The following is a 25,072-nucleotide window of genomic DNA, read 5'->3' as shown; positions in this document are numbered from 1 at the left end:
AACACTCCTGTCTTGGATAATGACATAACCATACGCCTGATTATGAGAGCCGTCAAGGCATACGATGAGAATTCTTTAATCTATTGGGCGATAGTCCCACTGCCGCTTCACAAAATGTTGCCCATCGCGGGTATCGAGCTGGCTGATGGTCGCATTGTGAAGCATCGCCGGCTCGCGCAGGCGAGCAAACGGCACGCCCAACAGCGTGTTCAACAAGAGTTGAAAGACCAAGCCGTGCCCCACGACCAAGAGCTTGCCGCTGGGATGAGCCGCATAAGCCGCCGCAATCACCGCCCGACTGCGATGCAAAGCGTGGTGATAAGGCTCGATGCCGTAGCGTGCCGCATAATCAGCGTCAAAGCGCGCCGGATCGCTGAAATAGACCTTGAGCGCTTCAGGCTGAGCGACTTCTTCGACCGTGTGCCCGTCCCATTGCCCCAGCCGCATCTCTTCCAATCCAGCCGCCGGGCTCAGTGGTGGCCGGTGCTGATTGGCCGCCAAGATGATCTGGGCAGTGGTCAACGCACGCGGCATGCTTGAGCTGATGATCTGGGTAAACGCCACCGGTGCCAGCGCTTGGCCTACTGCTTCGGCTGCGGCCACTCCTTGTGTGGTCAGCGGTTCATCCACCAACCCGCCATTAAACGCATGGCGGGCATTCACCAAGGTCTCGCCGTGCCGCACAAAATAAAACTCAGTCATTACCATCACCTCCGTATACTAGTATACTAGAGATTGCTTTACGGAGGTGAATGATGCATCAACTAATCCTTAATGGTTATCTTATCGGTACCGGGATCATCGGCGGCTTACTCAGCACCATCGCCGGCATGGCATCATTAGTCTCCTATCCCGTGTTATTGAGTATCGGTCTGCCACCGGTGGTCGCCAATGTCACCAACACCACCGCGCAAATCTTCAGCGGGATCGGGTCGACGGTCAGCTCGGCCAAGGAATTGCGCGGTGCCAGCCACGAAACCGCGACGATCACGATTTTTTCGTTGATCGGTTCCGCCTGTGGCTGCGCGCTGTTGCTGGTCGCTCCGGCCAGCAGCTTCGAGCGGGTCGTGCCGTTTTTGATCGCCGCGGCCGGCGGATTGATGCTGTATTCGCTACTGCACCATCCCCAACAGACGCAAACCACCCACGCTCATCCGCTTGTGCGCAGCGTCGCCTTGTTTTTGGTCGGCATCTACATCGGCTACTTTGGGGCGTCAGCCGGCGTCATTACGCTGGCTCTGCTCACCGTCACGGAATCGCTGCCGTTTGCCACGACCAACGCCATCAAAAACTTTGTCAGCTTCACCGGCAACGCCTTGGCCATGCTGATCTATGCGTTCACCACCACGATCGACTGGCACGCCGCAATCATCATGGGCGTCGGTTTTTTGGTCGGCGGCTGGTTAGGCCCCAAGATCGTCTTACACCTGCCAGTTCGCGGACTCCGGTTTGCCATTGCCATCGCGGCGTTTTTGCTCGCGATCTACCTCGAATTTTCCTGACTAACCCAAATAAGCATCGCGACCACCGTCCAAAAGGCGATGAGATCGCGGTGCTTATTTGGGTGCACTCCTAGTTGGCCAACCCAGCATCCGGCACGATTGCTTCAGTATCGTCTGTTTCTGGTACGATCACGTCTGTTGCCATCACGGTAGCATCCGCGGTAATCGTTTGTGGATCAAGCCGGTCATGCATCTTTTGGACCTTATCCATGTTGGTCACAATCACCATCGTCGTTGTGGCTTTGCCTGCTTGTTTGATGGCATCCAGGTCGGCCGTCACCAGCAAGGTCCCATGGGTGACGGTATCGCCCACGGCCACATGCGTCGTGAACGGCGCACCTTTCAACGCCACGGTATCGATCCCGATATGGATCAAGAGCTCCAACCCCGCCGGCGTGGTGATTCCCACCGCGTGTTTGGTTGGGAAAACGGCGCTGATCGTGCCACTGGCCGGTGCATAAATGTTACCGTCTTGAGGCTCAACGGCGAAACCATCGCCAAGCATCTTCTGCGCAAAGGTGTCATCAGCGACTGACCCTAACTCGATGAGCTCCCCATCGGCTGGACTGTAAAGCGTTTCTGTGATCGTCTTGCCGGCAACCGATGCTGTTTCTGGTTTTTCGGCGGCAACTGGGTCCTGAGCGGCTTCCAAAGTGCTTACCGGCACCTTTTCGGCGACCAGCTTGTGCAACGGGTCTGCGACAAACTGCACATCGGTCCCGATCACGATCTGCAAGTTCTTTTTATCTAGCACATTGACCGCCACCGCTCCGGCGGCACGGATCGCCGACGTGTCGATCGCCGCGGTGTCTGCCAGCTGTAAGCGTAGGCGCGTCGTGCAGTTATCTACGACCAACAGGTTCTCATAACCACCCAACGCAACATAAATTCGCTTGGCTTTCACCGCATACTTGTCGTCTCCGGCAACTTCGCTGATTTCAGCGGCGGCTGTTGCATCGTCTTCGCGACCTGGTGTCTTGAGGTCAAACTTCTTGATCGCAAAATCGAAGGTGAAATAATAGATGAACGCCATCGCCACGCCTTCAACCAGCAACATGTACGGCATGTTGGCGATGGGCATCCGGGCGCTGAGAATGAAATCGACGAGCCCGGCGGAAAAGGTGAAGCCTGCGGTCCAATGCATCAACGCGGCAAAGGCCATGCTCAAGCCCATCAGCACCGCATGAATGACGTATAACGGCCAAGCGACAAACATGAACGAGAATTCCAACGGTTCCGTGACCCCGGTGAAAAATGAGGCCACCGCGCCGGCTAACATCAACGAGCCGGTTTGCGCCTTTTTCTCAGGCTTGGCGTTGCGATAAATCGCCAGCGCCCCTGCCGGTAAGCCAAACATCATGACCGGGAAAAAACCTGCCAAGTACCGGCCGGTGATGCCTTTGACCCCGGCGTTCGCCCAGAAGCGTCCCACGTCGTTGATCCCGGCGATGTTAAAATCAAACACCGCATTCAACGCCTGATGCAACCCCGTCGGGATCAACAGGCGGTTGAAGAAACCGTATAGGCCTGCGCCGATCGGGCTAAGCCCGACCATGAGCTTCCCGAACGCGACCAACGCCCCATAGACCGGCGGCCAGATGAAGAACAGCACCACGCTGATCACCAACATCACCGCTGCGGTCAAGATCGGCACCGACCGCTTGCCGGAAAAGAATGATAATGCCATCGGTAATTTGGTGTTGGCAAAGCGGTTGTATAACGCCGCGGCAATCAAACCACCCAAGATCCCGATAAAGACGTTGCCGGACAACGCCCCAAATGCCGGATCCACGGCTGCTGTTTTGATACCTTTGAGCGTCGCCACGCTAGCCGGTGACAACACCGCCACCGGCACCGAATAAGCGACTAGACCCGCGATCGCCGCCGCGCCATCTTGTTTTTTCGCCATGCCAGTCGCCAGCCCTAGCGCAAACAATAACGCTAAGATGCCGAGAACGGCATTCCCACCAGCCATGAGAAACTGTGCGACTGTCCATTTTTCAGGTAGCCAATGACCGACCCCGACTAATAGTGCTGCTGCGGGTAATACTGAGATTGGCAGCTGGATCGACCGTCCCATCCGTTGCATGTAACTTTTCATAATGACCGCCTCTTTCAACGAAACCTGAACCAATTTCGTAAATATATGATAACAATGTCTAGGTTACGCCCGGAAGTACCGGCGGTCAAAGGATCGTGTTAAATTAAGTAACAACCGTCAGTTTTAATTGGGCCATACCAATTGTGAGGTATGCTGTCATCTAAGCGTAGCGGGCAGCCGCCTTGATGGACGCGCCGGTGGCCTTTTGCACACAAAAACGCCAGCGGCCGATACACATTGGTATAGGTCACTGGCGCAAAAAAGTTTAAATTAAGCCCGCTTTTGGTAGGTCCCAGTGGCGGTGTTGATCTGAACAACTTCGCCAGCCTGAATGAATTCCGGCACGTTGATGACCAAGCCGGTTTCCATCGTTGCGGGCTTGCCACCGGAAGTCACAGAACCGCCTTTGATGTTAGGCTGAGTTTCGGTGACCTTCAAGTTAACCGTCGAAGGCAAGGTGATCCCGATCACTTCAGTACCATAGAATTCAATTTCAACCATGGCGTTTTCCAGCAAGTACAGGCGTTCGTGTTCAATGGATTCGTCTGGCAGTTCGTATTGTTCATAGGTATCCGTATCCATAAAGTAGCTCATGCCATCTTGTTCATACAGATATTGGGCATTCTTCTTCTCTAAGATCGCGGGCGTCAGCTTTTCGCTTGGGCGCATGGTGGTTTGCACCGTTGAGCCTGCGCGGACATCATACAGCTTCAACTGCATCAAGGTGTTGCCTTTGCCTGGCTTGTGGTGGTTAGATTCCAATACTTTGATCAACTTGCCGTCTTTTTCAAACGTCATTCCTGCACGTAAATTAATTGCTTCCATGTGTATTCTCCTTATGCGCTTATGCGCGGTTGATTGCGACTACCAACACCATTGACTGGTGGGGGCAAAGGCATGATCAAGGCATGGCCAAGATCAATAAAAAAGATGAACATGATACCTCCCACAGTGATCAATCACTGTATACGATCTGTTGCGTCCGTGCCGCGATCGTCTTGATTTGCGAAAAATCTAACTGTTCATGGCCGGTCGTCATGATCACCAATATGTAGCGATGCCCATCTTTGGTGGTGACGATCCCGGCGTCGTTATTCGTTTGGGTTAAGAAACCGACTTTATCTTGCACGGTGGCGTGTTTATCCACGCTCGCCACCCCGGCTGGGATGCCGTTGCGATAAACCTGCTTGCCCATGTCGTTAAGCAAGCGTGCGCGTAACTTGGCGTCGGCATACGGCCCCTTGCCGGCATCTAGCAACTTGAGGAGCTTGACCAGATTTGCGACTGTGGTCTCGGCCGACTTGCCGGCAAAAACAGGGGCGATGCCGAGCGTTTTGAGATAGGCGTCCACCTTGTCTTTGCCATAACGCGTCAGGATCGTTTGCGCATAACCATTGTCGGAATTGATGATCATCGCATCAAAATTAGCCTTATCCGTGAGGGTCCAAGGAAGCTTGTCTTTTTCGAGACGGTGGAAAACATAGGCGGTAATAAACAGTTTGTACGTCGACGCCGATAACACCGCCTTTTCAGCATCAGCACTCACTGACCAAGCCCCGCGATGATCGAATCCTTGGGGATGTTTGGCCGCCGCCGAACCCGGTTTTGGCGCGAGGCTGTAATAGCTGAGTTGTACCTTGCCTGTGGCGGCCAGCTGCGAGAAGTAAGTCGTCAGCGACTGCTTGCGCTTAGCCAGCTCGGCAGCACTCGGCTGCTTGGGTCCGCGATCGCGTTTTGCCGCCGGTTGGGCGCGCTGTAGCACATGCGCGTGCACATACACCCCGCCAACGATCAACACGATGATCACCGCGACGACGGCAAGCAAACCGCGGCGGTAACGCTTTTTTAGCCGGTGAGTCCGGATAAATTCCCATAATTCGCGCAGTACTGCCATGAGTGCCCTCCCGAATCCGTGTGCATACATCTAAAATTTTAACGTTAAAAGGCCAACAGAACAAGCACAATCGCGCACTTCCCCTGCTGGTCTTTAATTATTTTGCAAAAATTTCGTGGATCGGCGGTACCGGATGGGCCACCAACCAGTCGTGCACCTGGCGTCCCAAGGCATCTGTCATCTGCGATGCCGCCGCCATTTGTTTCGGCGTGATCGCGTTGACATGCATCCCGCCGGTGATGATGGCGTTGCCTGGCAACACAGACTGGATCCGCTTGGCCAAGCGCTCGGTCAAGACCCCTTCTTGATGCACATGGCCCGGGCGACTTGGTAGCGCGTGCGTATGGATCCCGTCTTGGCCGACAGTCGTCACCACCCCATAATGCGGGACGTCGCCACCTGTCAGCGTCAACAACACGTCTCGGCTTTGACGAGTCAACCGCACCTGGATCGAGTAACCGGCCTGCGTTGCGGTAAACACCTTGTCGTTCATTGGCGGGCCGCCTGCTTGGCCTCGGCCAAGCCCAGCCAGCGCGTCGACAGCTCGTTATCGATGTGCAAATGATCCAACAGCTTCATCGTGGTGTGATTGATCAAGTCATCGATCGTCTTGGGCTGATTATAAAACGCCGGGATCGGCGGGATGATCTCAACGCCCATGCGTGCCAGTTTCAACATGTTCTCGAGATGGATCTGGTTGAACGGAGATTCGCGCGGCACAACGAGCAACGGCCGCCGTTCCTTGAGCGTGACGTCTGCGGCTCGGCCGATCAAAGAATCCCCGAGCCCTGTCGCGATCGCCGCCAAAGTTTTCATGCTCGCCGGGACGATGACCATGCCGTCGTGTCTGAAACTCCCGCTGGCGATCGCCGCGCCCATGTTGCGCACATCATAAACCACATCCGCTAGTGCATTCACTTGCGCTTCGTTGTAGCCGGTGGCCTCAACGGCAAGGTTTTCTTTTGCCCAGGGACTCATCACCAGATGGACCTCGATTTCAGGATCCGCGTGCAACGCCTCTAAAAGCCGCAACCCGTAGATCGTGCCGCTAGCACCTGTAATTGCCACAACGATTCGCTTCATGCACTGACTTCCTTTCTGCTGTCCTACTTCAAATAATCTTGCCAGTTTGGCATTTCCTTGAACGGTGCCCGCTTGAACTGGGCCAACATGTCGTATGGCACGGTGCCGTCTAAAACCAGCTTCGACGACATCCCCCGCTGACGGATACGTGCCGGATCGTATTCTGGCAACTCGGAAGGATCCAACGGATGGTTGCGCAGGCCTTCTAAGACCATGATGTCTTTGTCTGCTTGGAAGCGCGTGTTGATCGTCCACATGACATCGTTCCAGTCGAAGATATCGACGTCTTCATCCACCAAGATCACCGTTTTGAGCTCTTTGAACGCGGAAAATGCTAACAGGGCCGCTTGCCGCTGGATGCCTTCGTCATTAATGTCATCCTTGTGGATCTGCATGATCGTCATCAACTTCCCGCCACCGGCCGGGGCGTTGTAAACATTGGTGACCTTGCCGGGGATCGCACGGTCGACCAGATTCAAGATCGACGCCTCTGTTGGGATCCCGGCCATGGACACATGTTCTTCTGACGGGCCGATGGTGGTTTGCACGATCGGCTTGTCTTGCCGATGGGTGACGGCCTTGATCTTGACGACGTTGACCGCTGGGTTAGCTGTGCCGTTGTAACCAGGAAATTCCGGCATGGCAAACCCAGAGTTGGTGTTGATGTCTTCTTGCATCTTGACGTTGGGTTGGATCTCGGCTTCGATCACCCATTCAGAACGCGCGATGGCCTTAGCGTCGACCGCGACGCCTTGGACGATCTGCACCGGTTCGTCGCGCAATGCCCCCGCCACCTGCAATTCGTTGTAGCCAAGCGGCGTTGTCGGCGGCTCGAAAGTCGCCCCGATGGTGATTGCCGGGTCGAGCCCGATGTTGATCGTGATCGGCATCGGTTCGTTATTGGCTTCATATTGCTTCAAAAACGCCCCAATATGCCGCCCGCCTGGCATGATATACATCCCGATGGTGTCTTTGTCTTCCAGAACCATGCGGTGGATGGTGACGTCAGATTCTTGGCCGTCAACAGAATGGCCATAAACCACCCCCATCGTGATGTACGGGCCGGCGTCGTCCGGCGTGTTGGTCGGCGCCGCCAACAATTTGCGAATATCAAAGTCCTTGTCGGTAGCCAAATGCACGACTTCTTGCGCAGGCGCATCGGCGCGTTGCACTTCCACCGGTGCCACCGGATGCGTGACCGCTTCGTTCAGCGCCTGGCCGAGATGCTTATAATCTTTGTGCAAGATCGTGGCGACCCGCTGGCGAGACGCCTGCAAGCCGATCAAGACCCGCGAGTTAGGAAAGCCTTTGACGTTGTTGAACATCATCGTCGGGCCTTCTTGGGTCGGGCGCATGACCGTCCCGCCGGCGCCAATGTAGCGGTAAACCCCTGCCAAGTCGGCGTTCGGGTCGATTTCTTTATCGGTTTCATGATACTGTCCAGGCATGTTTTTGATTTCAGCTAAGACTTTGCGCAGATCGTATGGTTGTGTCGTCATTTATTTGCCTCCGTGACTTGTTGATGTCTTCATTATCTTCTGCAACAGCGCGCAGAACAATTCGGAATCACGCGCAACATATTCCAAATTGGAATTAGTCAGGAGTCGCATGCGTCTTGATAAATTGCCAAAAAGTAGCAACGGCTGGTGCAGGCGTCGTTTTCAAGCACATGAATGCCAGCCGGCTGGTGATCTGCGGCGTGATGGGTACCGCCCGGATATTGGCATACGCGTTTAGCGGCACCGACTTGCCCATCATGATTGCCACCCCCATGCCTCGGTTAACCATGCCCGCGACCAAATCGATCCGCTGGCCGGTATACCCGATCGTTGGCGTGATCGCGGCGGCTTGCATCAAATCCAGGACGGGCTTGGATAAGCCTGTTTCCGGACTCAGCAATAGCAACGATTCATTGGCGAGATCTTGGATCGACACGGAAGATGCTTGCGCTTTAGGATGATCAGCCGGAAACAACGCGACAAAATGATCTTTTTCTTCATCGAGCACCTGATACTTTGCCGGAGGCTGATCAAACAGACGCGTAAAAATGATATCCGTTTTGCCGGCATCAAGGTCCGCCACCAATGTCGTCGTTTCGGCCTCGGCAAAGTTCAATTCGATCTCCGGATGCTGTTTGCTGAAGGCCGCGATCGCGTTGAACGCCCGATACTGGGCGACCGACGGGATCGTCCGGATCACGAGACGCTTTTTTGCTTGCGCGCGTTGCGCCTGCAACCGCGTTTGCATGTGGTGCGCCGTCTCTACGATTTGTTGCGCATAAGGCAACACTAATTGCCCTTCTGTGGTCAACTTGATCGTCCGGTGGGAACGATCGATCAATTGGACGTCGAGGCTTTGTTCCAACGACTTGATCTGCTTGGAAATCGTCGCCTGGGTGGTGAACCGCCGCGCGGCAGTCTCGGTGTAACTCAACGTCTGCGCCAGATCGACAAAACTGGCCAGTTTATGTGTATCCATGATTCCTCCGTCATCTCGTGTGGGTATCCGGCCACAAAAAAACCTTGCAGCGATTCGCCCTGCAAGGTTGTTAATCCATCACGCCTTTAAACATGCCTTGCTTGCGATTTCAAAGTCACATCAGGCCATATCGTGCTTCTTCACCGATAAATCAACACTTTTCCTCTATAAGGAAGACGCATCGAGTTACATCGTGTCACTCAAATCTGGCACTTTTCTGACAAATTCTGACAAGTCTCGCACACGCAATTATACAAGATTACTGCATAAAAATAAGCCTCCCATCCACTGGATGAGGGGCATTTTGTTAATATGCAGGTTGATGAGCAACCAAAAACTAAATCTCATGGTCTACCTAACAATCCGAAGCTTTGGCGCCTTGCTTAGCTGCTTGTCGATGAGCGAATGCCGAAAAATAGTTTCGAATTCTTCCTTTGGAAATCCTAAATCGGAAGAAATCTTTGCCGAATCAGTGACTTTTGCTTCAATGAGCATTTCAGTAGCTTCTTTAAATAATTCTGGACGTTCTTTTGGTATTACATCGTCATCAGGCTCATGCTTACGCCAATGATTTGATGAGATTTTTTTTTGTAGATAGAGGTACTGATTTTCGGTCATTAAGTGCAACTGACTAGCCTTATAAATTAATGCCGAAATAGAAACTTTCCAATATTGCTTGGCCTCAATAAAAAACGACATATCGGTAGAAATCAAATAATCCATAAAGCTATCATCTGGTAAAAGAAGACTAGACGCAAAATAATGGGCTTGCCTTTCAAGAAGCTTCTTGTACTTTGCATTATCAAGCTCAAAGATGTCTTCAACTGATTCATGCAGAAGTATATGGCCAAGCTCATGTGCCATATTAAATCGTCTTCTCGCGGCCGACTCGTCATTATCAGTAAGCGCAATAACTGGCCGTCCACTAATCCAGCTAGAAACTGCGTCTAGCTTCTCACTATGCATGGTTGTCTCGGAAACAATAATGCCGTTGGCTTCCAAAACATTAGTTAGATTTCCAATCGGTCCTGTACCAAGCTGCCATAGATCACGAACGGACTCCGACATTTCACGAATCATGTCATCGGTTATTTCTTCAACCGGAACATCTAATGGTGTTGGAATGTTTACTTCAGGAAAATCAATATATTCTGAGAGATATCGCTCGGCTTCTGCGACTAATTGCAATCTCATTGTCTGCATTTCTCGCAATTTATTGGTGCTAGCGGCTTGGCTCCTAAAAAAAACGGCGCCCATCGGGGCCGTTGCTTCATCCCTCGAGAACCAACCTGTTGGGAAATTAAGAGCATGAGCCATTTTCAAAATTGAATCACCACGTGGTTCCGATGTACCTTGTTCATACTTGCTTATAGATTGTCTCGAAAGTTCAGCCTGTTCAGCCAGCTGAGCCATACTTATTCCTCGCATCATGCGAGCTTTCCGTAATTGAACGGGATTAAACTTGGCCTCCGTCATTCGTTTTCTCCCTCTCTAGTAATTGTTGAACTCGGTCGTTAAATGCTAGATTAAGTTTTCGTTTCTCATCTCGACTTGGAGTCGAAGTAACAGAAACCGCATCAGTAATATCACACTGATCTAACCAAGCAGTAACTCCAACATTTGGCAAACTTAAATTCACATATCTTAGTTTATAATTGGGACCGCCATATGTCACCATGATATATGGCATTTCCGCTAATTCTTGAGTTTCGTCACCGGCTGGATTGAAGAGATCAATTTCTCGATTAAGGAAGCTACGAGAGTTCCGATTCCAAGCGCTCTTAGGTAGGGACTTTTTAGAACGCGTTTTATGAAGAGTGAATGCGGAGTGCCCGTCATAGATAACAGGATATGTATACCCATTTTTTGAAACCTGATGTTGTTCAAACGTCAGTGGTAATCCTGAACGCTCAGCCTCTGACTGAAACGCAATATCCACATATACATGACGCAACATTCCATACGCGTTTTTAGCCTGAAATAATTTAAGGATTTGCTCTCTGGTTGTAAGCTCATCGAACAACGCATACCCGCGCTTGACCGAATTACTGATAAGTCCTGGAAGACGCGGATCCATTTGATTTTTCATTTGATATTCTAACGGGCTCATATGAAGCTCCTCCTTTTACATATACCGACCTATGTATATATATTGCCTTTTTTAACACGTTTTGTCAACTTTGGTATTTTAAAAAGTCTAAATACTCAGATTAGGTTGCACATTGTGAGCAAAAAATAAGCCTCACCCGAATTAACGAGTGAGGCAATAATGAGCTACTTAAACGTTGCGTAAGGATCCACATTACGCCCGGCACTATCCGCGCGACCGACAGCTAGATACCCGTAGCTGCCGGACCGCGGCTGCCGAATCCAGATATAGCCACCCGATACACACTTAGCGTCATAGGTCACAACTGACCCCGCTGGCAGTGTGGCGATCTTGCTACTCTCCGTGGTCGCGCCCCAGCGTAGGTTGATGGCAGACTTGAGCGTCGCCTTGCCTGACTCAGCCGTCCACTTGACACCCCGCGCATCCTTCCACGTCTTGGCCTTTGCGACTGGCTTAGGCTTGGCGACGTTCGTCACAGTCACCTTCAAGGCATTGACAGTCCCACTAGAGATTGTCGTCTTGGCGTACTTCCCCCATGCGGCTTTATTACCATAAAAGATGTTGCGGTCGATGCCAGCGCTGGTGAACTGCCAGATAGTTGCCGACTTCCACGCTCCTGTCGAATATGGAAAGCTCGGTACAGTCCAGCTATCGGCATTAACTGGATAGCCCGCAATCCAAAGCCCGCAGTATGGCGCACATGACGCCACTTGCGCCACCGCAGACGCCTGCACGTAGATCAGCGGCCAGACACCCGTGAGCGTATGAACGCGCTGAACGAACTTCAATGCCCAGCCTGTATTTCCCCAAGCAACGTTGCTACCTTGTTCCCAGTCCAATGCTAGAACTGCTTCACCAACATAGTTCTTGATGTTTGCGATTAAGTAATTTGCCTCGGCGACTGGATCACCACCACTCGCATAGTGATACAAGCCCAGCAAATGCCCCGCCTTCTTAGCGGCAGCATACTCGGCATTACACTTCGGATTGACGTATGATAGTCCCTCCGTCGCTTTAACGATTACGAAATCAATATCAGCCTGACCCGCTTGTGCAGGAGTCTGGTAACTTGCCACGTCCACACCTTTTAGCGTCATTTTTCTGCCTCCGTCGTTGAGTTCGATTCACTAACAACTGACTCGGCTTTTTGTTTGGCCAGTGCTGCCTGAACCGCGTTATCGATTCGTTGCTGAGTTTCGGCTTCTAACTTATCAGCCGCTTCTTGCTTCGCAGTTGCTTTGGCTACTTGAGCATCACTGACTGCCGAAGCAGTGCCTTTGACCCCAGAGTATACGCCAGATGCCGTAAGTCCAGCAGCCAAGCCAACCATTGCACCAGCGGCAAGATTGCCCCCACCAGTGGCTACTATTGCACCGAATCCAATTAAAGCCCCACACGCGCCTGCCACAAAAGGCATGATGCCGTTCGGCAACTTCGTTTGCTTGATTGCTTGCGTTGCGCCGGAACAAATCACCGCAATCAGCACAAACTGAGCTGCGGTGACCAAATTAAGATTTTGAATTGCTTCCACGTTGTTTCCTCTTTTCTTGTGAATTCTGTTTACGACTTGGTTGCTTACGATAGTGATACGTCAGATAAGCGACTGCAATTGGAGCCAGTGCTTTGACCAGATTCGTGAGATCTCCGAGAAATTGATGCCAGTTAGTCCAGCTCATCATCAGCATCACTCCTCGCTGCGAGGACAACGATCAGTGCCAAGAGCGCAGCGTCTTGCACCCACGGCATAAACCCGCCTGTATGTGCAGCATGAAGTAGCTGATACACAGTCAACGTTGCCATCAAAAAAGCCGCTAACCCTAGGGTAGCAGCGTCCCATTCCTGGTGATGGCTCTTGCTCATGCACCAGAGCAACATCACAATTCCAATCAAAACAAATGCGATGTCGAAGCCATGGTCATTGGCGATGTCACGGACATACGGCGGCCAAACGAAAGGCTGCGGCTCACAGATCATATTGATGCCAACGCCAATCAGCGAAAGCGCAATGATCACATGGTACGGATTATCTTTAAGACCTGCCCAAGCCGTTTGCAATTTTGCTAACACAGTTCCTCACCTCTTTTCCAAGTGAACGTTTCAACTCTATTTAGTGGTATCTGTACTTGGATCAGTTGTGTCGCCACCTGCATCAGTCGGTGTGGATTCTTCGTCTAACTGATCTTGAGTGTCATAGACAAGATCTTGGAAAGACGCGATATCAGCACGTACTTCCTTCTTGTTAGCGTCATACAACGCTTGGTTCTGAATTGATTGGGTAACATTATCCGAGCCGTTGCCTTGTTGATCAATCGTTGCGTTCAAGAATGCAACTTGGGTCCCATTGATCATGCTCTTACCAGTTAAGCTGATGCTCTTGTTAGTTTCTAATGACATGATTAGTCCTCCTTGGCTTCGTCAGCCGGTGCTTTAGCGTCTTCAAATGCTTCGTGTAATGCGAGATACCCGTCGAGATCCTGACCAGAAATCTCATGCTTCTCAACCCATCCGTCAACGATACGATCAACGTCATCAATATGGTTCACGTAGGTGCCACCCTCGATTTCGGCATCTTGGTCGAGCCAAGTGTTGTGTTCGGCTTGATAAGTGTCATCGAGTTTGTCACCAGATAAGGTGTGCTCTTTGAGTAATGTTTGCTCCTCTTCAGCGGCCTCTTGCAGTTTCTTGGTCAACAGCTTTTTGAACTTCGCCAGGGCAATTGTATCGCGACCCTTTGCTGATACTTTCTCGATAAAGTTAGATGCCTTACTAATAACTGAGTTCTTTAAAGTGATTTTCATGATTATTTTTCTCCTATGCGGACTTAGCCGCTGACTTGAGTTCTTCAATTTCCTGTTTCATCTGTGCGAGTAATGGTAACAAAGCGGGTGCTATCCGATCGTAGTTAATCCCTTCAAGCTCGCCATCATCGCCACGGACGACTAAGTCTTCAAGCCCTGCCGCCGCTAAGTCCTCGGCAATCATGCCAAAGTATGGTGTCGGTGCTTGTTTTTGCTCGCCACTTGCGTAGTGAGACAACTCGGCTTTATCCAACCAGTGGGCTGTCGGCAATGATATCAAAGCCTCTGCCATACTAGTCGACCGTGACCGTTCAATCATGGTCTTGTACTTAGACGCAGACGTTGATCTACGAAGAGATCCATCATTAATAACAACAACGTTACTAGAGCCACCAGTAGTTTTGGAATATATTGCTGGTGCGATGATATATGATGCACGCATATAAATGCAACTCCAAGCAGATTGTCCGTCCATTGATGCTCCAACACGAATAAATGGAGAGCTTGAAACCGTACCATCATCAGGTGAGCCACCAACAATGACAACGCCACGTTCAGCGCCACCTAAAATCGTTGGTTCCCACGTACCGTTTGCGTTCTTACCACTTATCAGTCCGCTGAAAGTATTCTTACCAAGCTCCCACGTAAATATGTCAGAGCCGACGTTTGCTGAATTCGCAAGCATGATACTATCTCGGCCGATAATCGTGGCACCGGCCCAGTTGGACCCAACGCCCTTGTTTGAAATAGACAGATATGGCGATGTCTGCGTATCAAACAGCGTTGGCTGGATAAACTGGATTTGACCGCCCTTGAGTAGCACACGATTGGTCGAGTCGGCAACTGACATGTAGCCCTTATCGACATTAATATCGATATTGTCTGTGGTTGAGTGAATCCGTCCAGACTGAAAAGTAACCGTGCCCGTATTGAGGTTGATCGCTAGGTTAGCGCCTGTAATCGTGCCAGCCGAAATCGCACTAGCGTTCAGCCCAATGACGTTGAGTAAACCAGCGTTTAAAGTGCCCGTTATGATGTTAGAGGCGTTGATATTTTTAACATTGACTAAGCCGGCATCGAGTTCGCCTCCAATAATGTTCGACGCAGATAAATTTTTGACCGTGATCTTCGACGCGTCGATCGTACCCGACGCGATCATGTCGGCAGATAAGTTTTTGACTGTCAACTTACCAACATCAAGCGTGCCAGATATGATGTTAGTGGCACTCAAAGCTGTGGTAGCGATAAGATCCGCCGCTATACTCCCGCTGGTGATATTGTCAGCGTTGAGCTTAGTCGTCGCGAGACGGTCAGCGGTGATTGAACCAGATGTGATTTTTGCCGCATCGAGGTTAGCAATAGCCGCTGACTGGATAGACGCATCGTCAAAGTGACTAGCAGCCGTGACATAAAGGCTTGCACCTTGGATTGTGACTGTCCCGCCGCCATCAGCAGACAGGCTCAACGCGGCCGCTATTTTACCGTCGACCATGACGCGCTCATCAATGAGGCCTTGCAGTTTAGTGATTTGGATATCCGTATAAGTTGTAGCATCTGCTGGCGCTGGTGACCAATCAGAAGGTACGGTCCCAGTTTCTAACTTTTCAAGGGCAATAAATATTGCGCCACCAACGGCAGTATAGTCAGATGATTCAAAACGGATAGTTACCGGCCCATCCACTGTACTGATGAAAGTAAATGCAACCCGCTGCCACGACTCAGTAAATGCAAACTGATTTGTTGCGATAACTTGAGCATTGTATTGTGTATTGCCTGCTGAATAATATGCCTCAATAGTAGAATCACCTGGTGAAGCACTCCGAACGTACCCGCTGTATACATAGCTCTGGCCTTTAACCAATTTTACCGTGGTTGCATCCGGTGACATTGAATCCCAAGGATAAGCAGATAGTTGCTGCATTTTCGCCCCTGAATAGGGAAATTCTGGATTTGCATTAAGCAATATGTGAGTGCTTGTATCACCCTCCCATATCCAGCTCTGCATTGTAAGGCTGTCCGGCAACAGATTTGTACCACCGACAGAGAGGTTATCCAGCCCACTCTGTACACTGCTTGCCGTCGCCAGTGCTGAATTGGCATTGGCCACTGCATCGTTGGCCTGTTTGGCTGCCGCCGCCGTGTCAGCAGTCGCTTGCTTAAGCGTCGAGTCGACTGTCGCCAGTGCCGCATCCACATCAGACTTGTTTGTCGTGATGAGCTTGGTGTTGTCAGCAATGGTCTGTGAGAGTGTTGCCTGTGCCGCCGTGTTGTCAGCGAGCTGCTTAGTCAGGTCGGCCTGTGTCTTTTCGTTGGCGGCTAACTTGCCGTCTAGGTCAGCGACGTTTTTCTTGGCCGTGGCTAGGTCAGCGGCGGCCTGAGTCATGGTCGCTGTCATCTCGCCTAGCTTGGTGTCGACCTGCTTCTGGATCTGCGTCCCAGTCGCATCAGATGCTTCGTCGTGCCAAGCGCCATCGTGGTAGATCCACATGTGGGTCCCGCTGGCGGTGGTCTGATAAGCGACATCCCCTTCTTTGCCATCGAGACCAAGGTTGACCGGTGATTGGTCAGACCAAGTGATGGAGTTGAGGCCATTAGCAGCCTTCGCAATCGTCACCTTATCGATGATCTGTACTTGGTTAGTAAGCGCAGATACTTGGCTACTCAGTGAGCTGTACGCCACATCTGGGCGAGACGTGCTGTCGTACGTTTGGGTGAGATACTGCTTAGCAGTCGGCTGCCAAGTGTAAGCCGTGAGCCGTGCCTCGACGTCGATGTCGTCTTGCGTGTGCTTGACGTGCACCGTGTCACCAGGCAGCACCTGGGACACAACGCCGAGTGATTTGTATTCCTCCGTATTTTCGAGCAGCACGACGTTGAGCTTGTAGGTCCAGTTAGCCTGGTCGATGTGGTTATCACTGAATTCTTTGGCTGCAGCGTCACGTAAAAGCTTGTAAGCATCATCTACCGGTACAGCGCCATCTTGGTCGCCAGTCGCCTGTGTCTCATCGATCGCCTTGATGTCGCTATAGGTAATCGTACCGACTTTAGGCTTGCGATAGTTGCCGATCAGCGGGCTATCGACGTACAGCTCAGGTAGCAACAACCCGTTATAACCTTCTGGAAGCAGTCGCGTAATGATGCTCGTGCTGTCCTTTGTCGCCGTGTAGCCGAGCAAGTTGTGGGCGTACTCAAACCGCACGCCGCGATCCTTGCCGATGCGTGGATTGACGGAAAAACTGAAGTCCTGCCAGTCAAATTCACCGCCCCAGCGATTGAGGAAAGTGTTGTCGTCGGTGCCAATCAGAGCGTTGATCACACTCATGCGTACTAGACGGGCACTCGCCGTGTTGCCGATACTCGACATAACCTTAAAGCCGGTATCGTAGTTGGCACCCGTCATGATCTGGTCGAGCGCTGCCTGACCGTCCTTTTCAACAACGTTCGTGTCCGCCAAAAAGTTGTCGTTGAGGTCCCAAAATACTTGATAAGCAGTGATGCTCAGCAGGCCCATGGACTTCACCACCGTCTTGATGCGGAACGCTGTGGCACCACCTGGCACCGGGACCCGCACGATGTTATCAGCGACGAGATCAGTGGCGTACTTGCTCATCATCGGATAGTCGAATGTCAGCGTGAACTTGGTGTTCAGTTGCCACGTGACCACGTCATTGCTGACATCGTCCAGAACATGGCCATGGTGGCTAAAATCTGTCTGATCACGTGGATAAAGTTCGATCGTATCTGTCATACATAACACCACCTAGGAGTAACAACGACCTTCGTCGCTCCAGTCAGGACGACATGATTAACGCCTGGCTTGAACTGTGGAAAGTCGCCTTTAGTTGAGCTTGTGACGTCTTTGCCGCCCATCGTCACCGTGTGCGTCATGCAGTCAATTGTCACGTCTGCCGTTACTGAGTCGATAGAGAACTCATCGGTGTTGACAGACAGCTTCACCGTACCGGATCCAGAAACCACAAGTAGTGGGTCGGAGGACTCACTGCCAGGGTTGTTCAAATCGAAGTTAGCGGTGAAGGTCTGCGCCAGCGTGTCCTGGTACTCAAGTGGATCTAGAACAAAGGTCGGCTTATACGTGCCAATCACATCGGTCGTGTCAATGGTTAGCTCACCAGGCGTGCATGACTTCACCACGTAGTAGAATCCGGTGTCATCACTAAAAGCAAGCTTTGTGGCACTTTGCAAAATTGCCTTGGTTTTTCGCCAGGCGTCATTGATGTTTTTAACGTCGACTAGTTGCAGGGTTGGCGACCAGCTAGTGTCTTTCCAACCAAGCTTTTGCGTCAGCGAACCATTTTTGCGTCCAGGCACATCAGTCGTCTTCACATCACGAGCGGCGGCTGGAATAGGCGGCTTGCTTGTCAGATAAGTGCCCGGCACTGATTCGCCCAGCGCTTTGCCGTCAATAATCAAGTCAACCATTCCTATCGCCTCCCATAACTAAAGTTTTGTGTTGCGTCTTGTTGTTGCAGATAGTCCGACGTATACGGACCGGTGATTGTTGCAAAGGTACGGCCATCAACTTGCAACACGATTGGCCCACCCGTCGGCATGTGAGCGGCAATTGCAGCACCCATCTTGTTCCAAGTGTCCTCATTCAGAGGGATTACTCCCTCTGGTCCAGCTTCACCGCCAACTTGTGCGCGAGCGCCGTCCATGCCAAACATCGTCGGTTGCGTCATAATGCCGCCTTGGGCGTACCAGTCAACAGACAGATGGGGAATGGATCCTTTTAAGAGATCGCCTACATGCCACCCGCTTGGACTGATACCAAAATGTGGCATCGGGATGTGCGGCCAGTGAATCGAGAAATTGAAGAAGCCCTTGATGGCGTTGATTGCACTCCCAACGGCATTCTTTGCCGCATTGATCGGTCCTGAGATTGCATTCTTGATGCCATTCCAGACACTTGACGTCACAGACCTGACCGCATTCCATGCACTAGATACAGCAGACCTAACGCCGTTGACCGCACCAGATACGACAGACTTGATACTATTCCATACTGATGAAGCGACCGATCTAATCGAATTGAAAACGGATGAGGTAACGGACTTGATTGCATTCCACGCCGAGGAAACAACCGACTTAATTCCATTCATGACTGACGAAATTGCGGATTTAATCGCATTCCAGACAGAGGTCACCACCGATTTGATTGCGTTAACCGCTGATGAAACGGCGTTCTTAATTGCATTCCAAACCGATGTGATGAATGATTTCACAGCGTTAAAGACCGATGATGTCACCGACTTAATCCCATTCCAAGCGCTAGTTACGACAGACTTTATTGCAAGCAGAAGTGGTCGCAAGAAGTTCTCAATCGCGTTCCAGACATTGACAATAAATGACTTCACAGCATTGAAGACGGCCGTTGTGACTGTTTTAATCCCATTCCACGCCGACTTGATTACATTACCGATAGCCGCGAGAATTGGACCAAAGAATGCTTTGATGGCGTTCCAGGCCGTCGTGACCACAGTCTTAATCAGGTTCATCGCTGTCGTGGTTATAGTCTTCCACACTTCCATATAGGTGCCGATAATGACGGCAATCGCTGTGATAGCGACTGTGAAGACAGTTTTAATGCCTTCCCAAATGGCGCTGAAGAAAGTCTTGATGCCATTCCAAACTGCCTTGATGGCTGTAGATATCGCTGTGAAAGCTGGTTGTAAATATGCACCGATCGCAGTAACTACCGTTGTGAAGATGTTCTTAATCCCGTTCCACAGACCAGCAAAGAAAGTTGAGACTCCTTGCCAGACGGTTTTCACAACATTGACGATAACTGTCCACTCGGTCTGCAAATATGCACCGATAGCATTCACGACTGTGGTGAATATCTGTTTGACACTGGCCCACAAGTTGCTAAAGAACGACGAAATCCCGCTCCAAACGCCTTTCAGCCAGGTAACGATAGCCCCCCAGTTCTTGATTACGAGGATCACAGCCGTAATGGCAGCAATAACACCGGCAATTACAGCGACAATTGGTAGGATTGTACCCGTCAACAGCGCCATACCACCACCAGCATCAGTAGCAGCCGCTCCTATCATTGGCAAGACAGTTGCAATCATGGTGATAACTGGCGCAAAAAGACCAAGTGCTACAACAATTGCACCAATTGCAACTGTCAGTGTCTTAACTGGTTCTGGTGCTTTGGAAAATGCAGTCCCGATGCCTTGAACAATTGGAAGCAACGCCTTGATCACCGGCAACAACGTCGTCTGAATTGTTCCCCCAAGTTTAGCCATTGTTTGCTCAAATTCTTTTTGAGCTTGCTTAGCTTTATCAACCGGGTCGAGCGTCTGAGCAAACGACTTGGATACGGTACCACCAGAGTCCGAAGCGGATTGCTTCAAACTGTCTAGTGAAATCTTGCCGCTTTGAATAGCAGCAACCATCTTTGGCGCAGATCTGGTCCCAAAAGCTTCAACGCCTGCGTTCAAAGCATCAGTTGGTGTTTTGGCGTTCTTAATAGCATTAAAAGTCTCAGTGATGCCTTGACTGAGTGTCTTGTTTTCCTTGGCATAGACCGTCGATGCCTTAGACATGCCTTTGAGCGCAGTCTCAGCATCAACCCCGCCCTTAGCCCAACTGGCAATAATTCCAATGCCTTGCTGCAGCCCAATGTGCAACTGCGAGAAGACAGGATATGCGGCGGCAACTGAAGACTCCAGGTCATCGACATTCATGCCAGAGGTTTGTGCACCCTTGGCAAGAGAGTCCAAGACTGCGGGCATTTGCTTGCCGGTAACGTTGAATTGAGCCATTGAAGTGTGCAAGGCGTTGACGGCATCAGTCCCGCTTTGCCCGGTGATCGCGCTGAATTTAGCAACTTGTTCAGAGGTTGTTTCCAACGCTTTGCCAGAGAGGTCAAACTGTGACTTCAAGGCCGCCATGGTATTAGACAAGTCCATGGAATCCATCTGTGATCCAGCCATTGACCGCTCGACACGCTCAAATGACTCACCTAACTGATCAGCTGCCGGACCAAGCGCACCCGTCTTGCTGGTCAAATTATCTACAGCATCATCTGTCTCTGACCAGGCTTCCTGTGCCTTACTGTTGAAATTCATGATGCCTTGACCAGCCGACTGCAGGCCATTACCGATATTTTGCAATTTGTCAGCAAAGGTGTTCCGCGCAATCTGGTCCAGTTTGTCATCAGTGGTGCTAGCCTTCTGACCAAGTGTCTCCATTTTGTTACCAAGGTTGGCCATACTTGTTTCAGCGTCATTCAGCTTGATGCGCATGTTGTTAGCTTGTGTTGAGTTCTCGCCATATGCGGTTTTAGTTTGCTGCAGCTGTTGTTTTAGGTTCTCGACCTTCTGCTGAGCAATGCCCATTTGGGTGCCTAGCTGGCGATGAGCTACTTCATTTTTTTCTGCAGCAGTGGCACTACCGCCTAGTTGAGCGGTCTCAAGTTTGGCTGAAGAAACAGCTAACTTCATCTTCTGATCAAGTTCACCTTCCTCAGACTGGAGACCGTTCAGCCTGTCCTTCGCATCGTTGGCCTTAGCGCCGTGCTCGGTCAACTGCTGATTGACACCAGCCAGCGCTGTCTTGAGATTGGTCTCAACACGTTGAGCATCAGCTACCTTACCAACCAGGCGATCAAAGGCAGTGCCCGATGTTTGTCCCTTCTCCTGCATCGCCTGCAGTTGAGCGGTAAGCATCTGCGTACGTTTGGCCGCAGCTTCTGACTGGATCTGCAACTTTTGCTGTTCTGCAACCAGTCGCTGTGACGAACTGGCATTTTCGTCCATCGCTGAGATCTGCGCCCGGAATTCTTTAGCCGCCGTGTTCATGATGGTGTTAATGTCCTTGACAGTGTTGGCAAATGCCACTTGGCCATTCATCTTAAAATCAAGAACAACGTTTTGTGCTTCATCTGCCATATTTTTTCCTCCTTTCTGATTAGTTAAAGAACGGGATCTGGTCGAGCGTGACTTGCTTTCGCTCAAGCTTCGGTGCAGTTGCCGACTTTCGTAGTGCATCTGGATTGTTCGCCTGGATCCAGAACAAATACTGTTTCATCCACAAATTTGGCGTCATCTTCAGAAAGTGCTCCAGGTCGATGCAAAGTAGCGATTGGGCCACAAACAAATAGAAGGCCCAGGGATATTCATCATCCGTCTGGGCCTCCTCCTGTTGCGGCGTCGTTATTTTTTTATATCGTCAAGTTGGAAGTCCTGCGCATTCAGAATGTCCATTGCCTCCTTGATGACCTGTGGAATTTGAGAAAACGGCACTGCCAGATTCATTTCTTGGTAAGTGCATTCAGTGCCGCCTCCAATCAGTAAGCCGTATACGAGCGACCAGACTAGGTGTTGGACCTTTTTATCGCGAATATTGATGGTATGATACTTCATCATCGCATTCAGGTCCCGCTCAAACTTTTTGTACCCTTGGCCATACGCAGATTCGATTGCATTGATGGAATCAAACGTAAACATTGCAGGAACTTTCACGCCTTGAATCGTGAGGTACGTCGTTTCTCTTAATTTAACCAGTTCCGATAGTCTTGCCATGGTTTATCCTCTCTAACCTGCCGCTGGGGGCGTCACGGTAACTGCACATGTGGCGGTCTTACCACCATCTTTGGTGGTGATGGTAATCGTCGCGCTACCCGCAGCTACACCAGTTATTGTCCCGTCTGCAGCTACCGTCGCCTTAGTATCATCACTCGACTTGTACGTTACCGATTTTTCGGCAGCATCGTCTGGTGCTACCTTGGCGGCCACCTTGACTGTCTTACCGACTTCAACAGATACAGTCGTCGGATCAGCTGTCACCCCGGTTACTGCTACCGGGGTCACGGTTTTGGGGAAGCAACTTCCTCCAGCTGTTCTTTGGAGTAGATCACTTGCTTGAAGAAGTCATCGATCGACATGTCAGCACTGTCGCGAGCCGAGTTATAGCGTGCGTAGTAAACACCAGAGTTCCGCAAGCCACCAGCGTTGTAGACAATTTCTGGATTGACTTCCTTGAACGCATCTTCGGAAGTCTCATGAGAGTCGTTCATCGCTGGGTAAAGCGTGCAAGAGGTGAGCCAAATACCATCATGCTGGCCATTGGAGAGCAGCGTATCAAACCCAATGGCAAATTCAGGCATTTGCTTAGCGTCTGTGGTGCCAAACTCGACGCCATGCTCGGCAGCGACACCTTTCATTTGATCAAGCACTTCCACGGGCATACCGATATGCGTGTGTGTGACTTCGATATTTGTCTCTTGAGTGATCGTCCCAAACTTCTTACCGCTGGCGTAAATATCAGTGGACTTGCCATTGCCTTTAAAGGCAATCTTCTTAATGTTTGAGATCCGGGCAATTTCGGTAGAGTATTCTGGTTCCGAACTTGCTGTTTCGTTAGTCGTCTTCATTGCGAAAAACAGATCTCCCACCGTTAGTTCCAGCAAGACATCTCCCGCTTTAGATGGCGTTGTAGATGTTGGTTCTACCATGTGTAATACCTCCTATTTTTTCAGCGCCGCCATGGTTGGTGCAACCATGAGCCGCTTCAGTTCGTCTTTGTTCGTTTCAAATGTGTTATGCACAAAGTTGTACGGCCTGATGCCGCTGGCTGTGCCGTGTTCCAAAAACAACCACCAGAATGCATCCCCAAAAGTAACTTGCACATGATCTTCTTTATTGACCACTCTGAGCTGGTCCTTGAGACTGCCATATTCTTTGGCCAGTGGCGCGTTGGGATCACTTGGCAAAACCGGCGTCAACTTATCGGCATAGGCCTTCGCTGCGTTAGCCAGACCTTCCATGCCAACCTTTTCAGAGACGTTCATCGCCGTCAGTTGTTTGGAGATCATCTCGAATCCGTTCTGACTACTCATCAGCTATCACCTCGATGTAGGTGTAAAAGTTTGTGATCACCGTATCGTTCTCAGCGGTTGGGCTGCCCGGTTGGCCCGCAAAGTCCCGAAAAGGAACGTCTCCAAATTCAGCCATAAATGGCCGTATTTCGCGTTCTGTGCCTGTCGTGAATAAACTTACCTGGTACTGACAAAGCGTGTGCTGTGCCCCACCGCTGGCGACGACACGACTCGTGTGTGTGAATGAATAAACCCAGTAGGGATAACCGGCATCTTTTGGGGCAGTATCTCTGTACACAGGTCGGCCAAGCGACTTCAAGTGCGCCTTGAACTCGTCAAATGTGATCAACATAGTCGAGACTCACCTCCATCGTTTGGTCTCCCGGAATCTCATAGATCCGAGTGATCTTGTAATCGACGCCCTTGATGCGGATCCGGTTACCAGCTTGTGTGATCGACGTGTCACGTCGGATCATGACGCGCAGCACAACGTCTTGCTTAGATTGCTGAGCTAAATACTTTTCAGTCGCAGTGATACCAATATCGGCGTAGTAGAGTGAGCGCTTTTCGACCCACTTCTGCACTGGCCTGTCGTCAGCATCAACCGTTGACTGCAGGCTGAGCAGTTTGGCCACCCACCGCAGTTGATTGGTTAGTGGTTGCTTCGTTGCCATTAGTCAACACCTCCAGATAAAAGATGGGTTCCAAGGACTCAAGCGCAGCGGCTAACAGATCACTGGCTGAACGGTTGTCATACATCACCGTCGCCACCATGACCTGCAAATACTCCTCGGAGTGGCCAATCTTTTTGATCACGTAACGATCCGCAGCGGTCAAATAAAAAGGAAGCATAGACGGATCCATGTCTTCCTCTAGTCTGATATGAGCTTTAAGCTTATCCAGCAAGTCCGTTTCGCCCGTTGGTTGATCAGCCATCTAAGCCACCTCCTTAAGCGGCAGCGGCAACGGTGACCTTGCAGTCGCCGGTGAAGGTGCCAGATGTCGCCGTGATTGTCGCCGTGCCCTCTTTGACGGCTGTGATGGTACCGTCAGCGGCGACAGTAGCAACTGTCTCGTCGCTGGACTTGTATGTCGTAGCGGCTACGACTGCTGCTACATTGTCAGCATCAGCCGGATCAGCGGACAGTGTTGGCTTCTTCGCGTCCCCGACCTTAAGGCTCATCGTACCTTGGAACTTGATGCCAGTCGCAGGCTTAGCGGCTGGTTGCGTTGGTGTGTCGCCACCCTGACCAGCACCG

27 protein-coding genes are annotated in these 25,072 nt (G+C 51.1%); 1 reads left to right on the top strand and 26 read right to left on the bottom strand.

The window, feature by feature from the left end:
* Positions 1-75 precede the first annotated feature (75 nt).
* Positions 76-702, bottom strand: a complete 627-nt coding sequence (locus ACYVRB_RS04745; protein ID WP_461213890.1) for a histidine phosphatase family protein — start codon at positions 700-702, stop codon at positions 76-78.
* A gap of 53 nt (positions 703-755) precedes the next feature.
* On the opposite strand from ACYVRB_RS04745, the gene ACYVRB_RS04740 reads away from it, so the two are divergent.
* The gene (locus tag ACYVRB_RS04740; RefSeq protein WP_461213889.1) at positions 756-1,502 is read left to right on the top strand and encodes a sulfite exporter TauE/SafE family protein; all 747 of its coding nucleotides are present in this window, start codon (positions 756-758) and stop codon (positions 1,500-1,502) included.
* A 70-nt stretch (positions 1,503-1,572) separates the two neighbouring features.
* On the opposite strand, the gene nagE is transcribed toward ACYVRB_RS04740, so the two are convergent.
* The 25 genes from nagE to ACYVRB_RS04615 all read right to left on the bottom strand — a co-directional run bounded on the left by nagE (position 1,573) and on the right by ACYVRB_RS04615 (position 25,014).
* Positions 1,573-3,603: an N-acetylglucosamine-specific PTS transporter subunit IIBC gene (gene nagE, locus ACYVRB_RS04735; RefSeq protein WP_461213888.1), complete on the bottom strand. Its 2,031-nt coding sequence runs from the start codon at positions 3,601-3,603 to the stop codon at positions 1,573-1,575.
* A gap of 270 nt (positions 3,604-3,873) precedes the next feature.
* Positions 3,874-4,428 (bottom strand): elongation factor P, encoded by a 555-nt coding sequence (gene efp, locus ACYVRB_RS04730; RefSeq protein WP_461213887.1) that lies wholly within the window; start codon positions 4,426-4,428, stop codon positions 3,874-3,876.
* A gap of 130 nt (positions 4,429-4,558) precedes the next feature.
* Complete coding sequence (locus ACYVRB_RS04725; RefSeq protein WP_461213886.1) at positions 4,559-5,497, bottom strand: serine hydrolase; 939 nt, start codon at positions 5,495-5,497, stop codon at positions 4,559-4,561.
* A gap of 97 nt (positions 5,498-5,594) precedes the next feature.
* Positions 5,595-5,990: a prenylated flavin chaperone LpdD gene (gene lpdD / locus ACYVRB_RS04720; RefSeq protein WP_461213885.1), complete on the bottom strand. Its 396-nt coding sequence runs from the start codon at positions 5,988-5,990 to the stop codon at positions 5,595-5,597.
* On the bottom strand, positions 5,987-6,580 hold the full coding sequence (locus ACYVRB_RS04715) for a UbiX family flavin prenyltransferase (RefSeq protein ID WP_461213884.1): 594 nt from the start codon (positions 6,578-6,580) through the stop codon (positions 5,987-5,989). The genes lpdD and ACYVRB_RS04715 overlap by 4 nt, the downstream gene beginning before the upstream one ends.
* A 23-nt stretch (positions 6,581-6,603) precedes the next feature.
* Entirely contained in the window at positions 6,604-8,079 is a 1,476-nt protein-coding gene (locus tag ACYVRB_RS04710) for a UbiD family decarboxylase (protein ID WP_461213883.1), read from the bottom strand.
* 94 nt (positions 8,080-8,173) lie between these two features.
* Entirely contained in the window at positions 8,174-9,058 is an 885-nt protein-coding gene (locus ACYVRB_RS04705) for a LysR family transcriptional regulator (protein ID WP_461213882.1), read from the bottom strand.
* A gap of 351 nt (positions 9,059-9,409) precedes the next feature.
* On the bottom strand, positions 9,410-10,534 hold the full coding sequence (locus ACYVRB_RS04700; protein ID WP_461213881.1) for a helix-turn-helix domain-containing protein: 1,125 nt from the start codon (positions 10,532-10,534) through the stop codon (positions 9,410-9,412).
* On the bottom strand, positions 10,515-11,168 hold the full coding sequence (locus tag ACYVRB_RS04695; RefSeq protein WP_461213880.1) for a hypothetical protein: 654 nt from the start codon (positions 11,166-11,168) through the stop codon (positions 10,515-10,517). Before ACYVRB_RS04695 ends, ACYVRB_RS04700 begins: the two co-directional genes overlap by 20 nt.
* 164 nt (positions 11,169-11,332) lie before the next feature.
* Positions 11,333-12,265 (bottom strand): GH25 family lysozyme, encoded by a 933-nt coding sequence (locus ACYVRB_RS04690; protein WP_461213879.1) that lies wholly within the window; start codon positions 12,263-12,265, stop codon positions 11,333-11,335.
* On the bottom strand, positions 12,262-12,699 hold the full coding sequence (locus ACYVRB_RS04685) for a hypothetical protein (protein ID WP_461213878.1): 438 nt from the start codon (positions 12,697-12,699) through the stop codon (positions 12,262-12,264). The genes ACYVRB_RS04690 and ACYVRB_RS04685 overlap by 4 nt, the downstream gene beginning before the upstream one ends.
* A 131-nt stretch (positions 12,700-12,830) precedes the next feature.
* A complete protein-coding gene (locus ACYVRB_RS04680) occupies positions 12,831-13,235 on the bottom strand; it encodes a hypothetical protein (RefSeq protein ID WP_461213877.1) in 405 nt (134 codons plus the stop codon).
* A 36-nt stretch (positions 13,236-13,271) separates the two neighbouring features.
* A complete protein-coding gene (locus tag ACYVRB_RS04675) occupies positions 13,272-13,562 on the bottom strand; it encodes a hypothetical protein (protein WP_461213876.1) in 291 nt (96 codons plus the stop codon).
* Between the two features lie 2 nt (positions 13,563-13,564).
* Positions 13,565-13,966 carry a DUF1617 family protein gene (locus ACYVRB_RS04670; RefSeq protein ID WP_461213875.1) on the bottom strand — a complete coding sequence of 134 codons (402 nt, stop codon included), beginning with the start codon at positions 13,964-13,966 and terminating at the stop codon, positions 13,565-13,567.
* Positions 13,967-13,979: 13 nt separating this feature from the next.
* The gene (locus ACYVRB_RS04665; protein ID WP_461213874.1) at positions 13,980-17,714 is read right to left on the bottom strand and encodes a phage tail spike protein; all 3,735 of its coding nucleotides are present in this window, start codon (positions 17,712-17,714) and stop codon (positions 13,980-13,982) included.
* Entirely contained in the window at positions 17,711-18,406 is a 696-nt protein-coding gene (locus ACYVRB_RS04660; RefSeq protein ID WP_461213873.1) for a phage tail protein, read from the bottom strand. Before ACYVRB_RS04660 ends, ACYVRB_RS04665 begins: the two co-directional genes overlap by 4 nt.
* Before the next feature lie 2 nt (positions 18,407-18,408).
* Positions 18,409-21,885 carry a phage tail tape measure protein gene (locus tag ACYVRB_RS04655; protein ID WP_461213872.1) on the bottom strand — a complete coding sequence of 1,159 codons (3,477 nt, stop codon included), beginning with the start codon at positions 21,883-21,885 and terminating at the stop codon, positions 18,409-18,411.
* A 264-nt stretch (positions 21,886-22,149) separates the two neighbouring features.
* Entirely contained in the window at positions 22,150-22,518 is a 369-nt protein-coding gene (locus tag ACYVRB_RS04650; RefSeq protein ID WP_461213871.1) for a hypothetical protein, read from the bottom strand.
* Between the two features lie 12 nt (positions 22,519-22,530).
* Positions 22,531-22,782, bottom strand: coding sequence for an Ig-like domain-containing protein (locus ACYVRB_RS04645; RefSeq protein WP_461213870.1), 252 nt, complete (start codon positions 22,780-22,782; stop codon positions 22,531-22,533).
* Between the two features lie 20 nt (positions 22,783-22,802).
* Positions 22,803-23,450 (bottom strand): major tail protein, encoded by a 648-nt coding sequence (locus ACYVRB_RS04640; protein WP_461213869.1) that lies wholly within the window; start codon positions 23,448-23,450, stop codon positions 22,803-22,805.
* Positions 23,451-23,462: 12 nt separating this feature from the next.
* Positions 23,463-23,834 carry an HK97-gp10 family putative phage morphogenesis protein gene (locus tag ACYVRB_RS04635; protein ID WP_461213868.1) on the bottom strand — a complete coding sequence of 124 codons (372 nt, stop codon included), beginning with the start codon at positions 23,832-23,834 and terminating at the stop codon, positions 23,463-23,465.
* Positions 23,827-24,165 (bottom strand): hypothetical protein, encoded by a 339-nt coding sequence (locus tag ACYVRB_RS04630; RefSeq protein WP_461213867.1) that lies wholly within the window; start codon positions 24,163-24,165, stop codon positions 23,827-23,829. The genes ACYVRB_RS04635 and ACYVRB_RS04630 overlap by 8 nt, the downstream gene beginning before the upstream one ends.
* Entirely contained in the window at positions 24,149-24,487 is a 339-nt protein-coding gene (locus ACYVRB_RS04625; protein WP_461213866.1) for a phage head closure protein, read from the bottom strand. Before ACYVRB_RS04625 ends, ACYVRB_RS04630 begins: the two co-directional genes overlap by 17 nt.
* Positions 24,414-24,749 carry a head-tail connector protein gene (locus tag ACYVRB_RS04620; protein WP_461213865.1) on the bottom strand — a complete coding sequence of 112 codons (336 nt, stop codon included), beginning with the start codon at positions 24,747-24,749 and terminating at the stop codon, positions 24,414-24,416. Before ACYVRB_RS04620 ends, ACYVRB_RS04625 begins: the two co-directional genes overlap by 74 nt.
* Positions 24,750-24,762: 13 nt before the next feature.
* A complete protein-coding gene (locus ACYVRB_RS04615) occupies positions 24,763-25,014 on the bottom strand; it encodes an Ig-like domain-containing protein (protein ID WP_461213947.1) in 252 nt (83 codons plus the stop codon).
* Positions 25,015-25,072 lie beyond the last annotated feature (58 nt).

This window comes from Lacticaseibacillus boliensis, from assembly GCF_054784775.1.
This window is presented reverse-complemented; position numbering and strand designations above follow the sequence as displayed.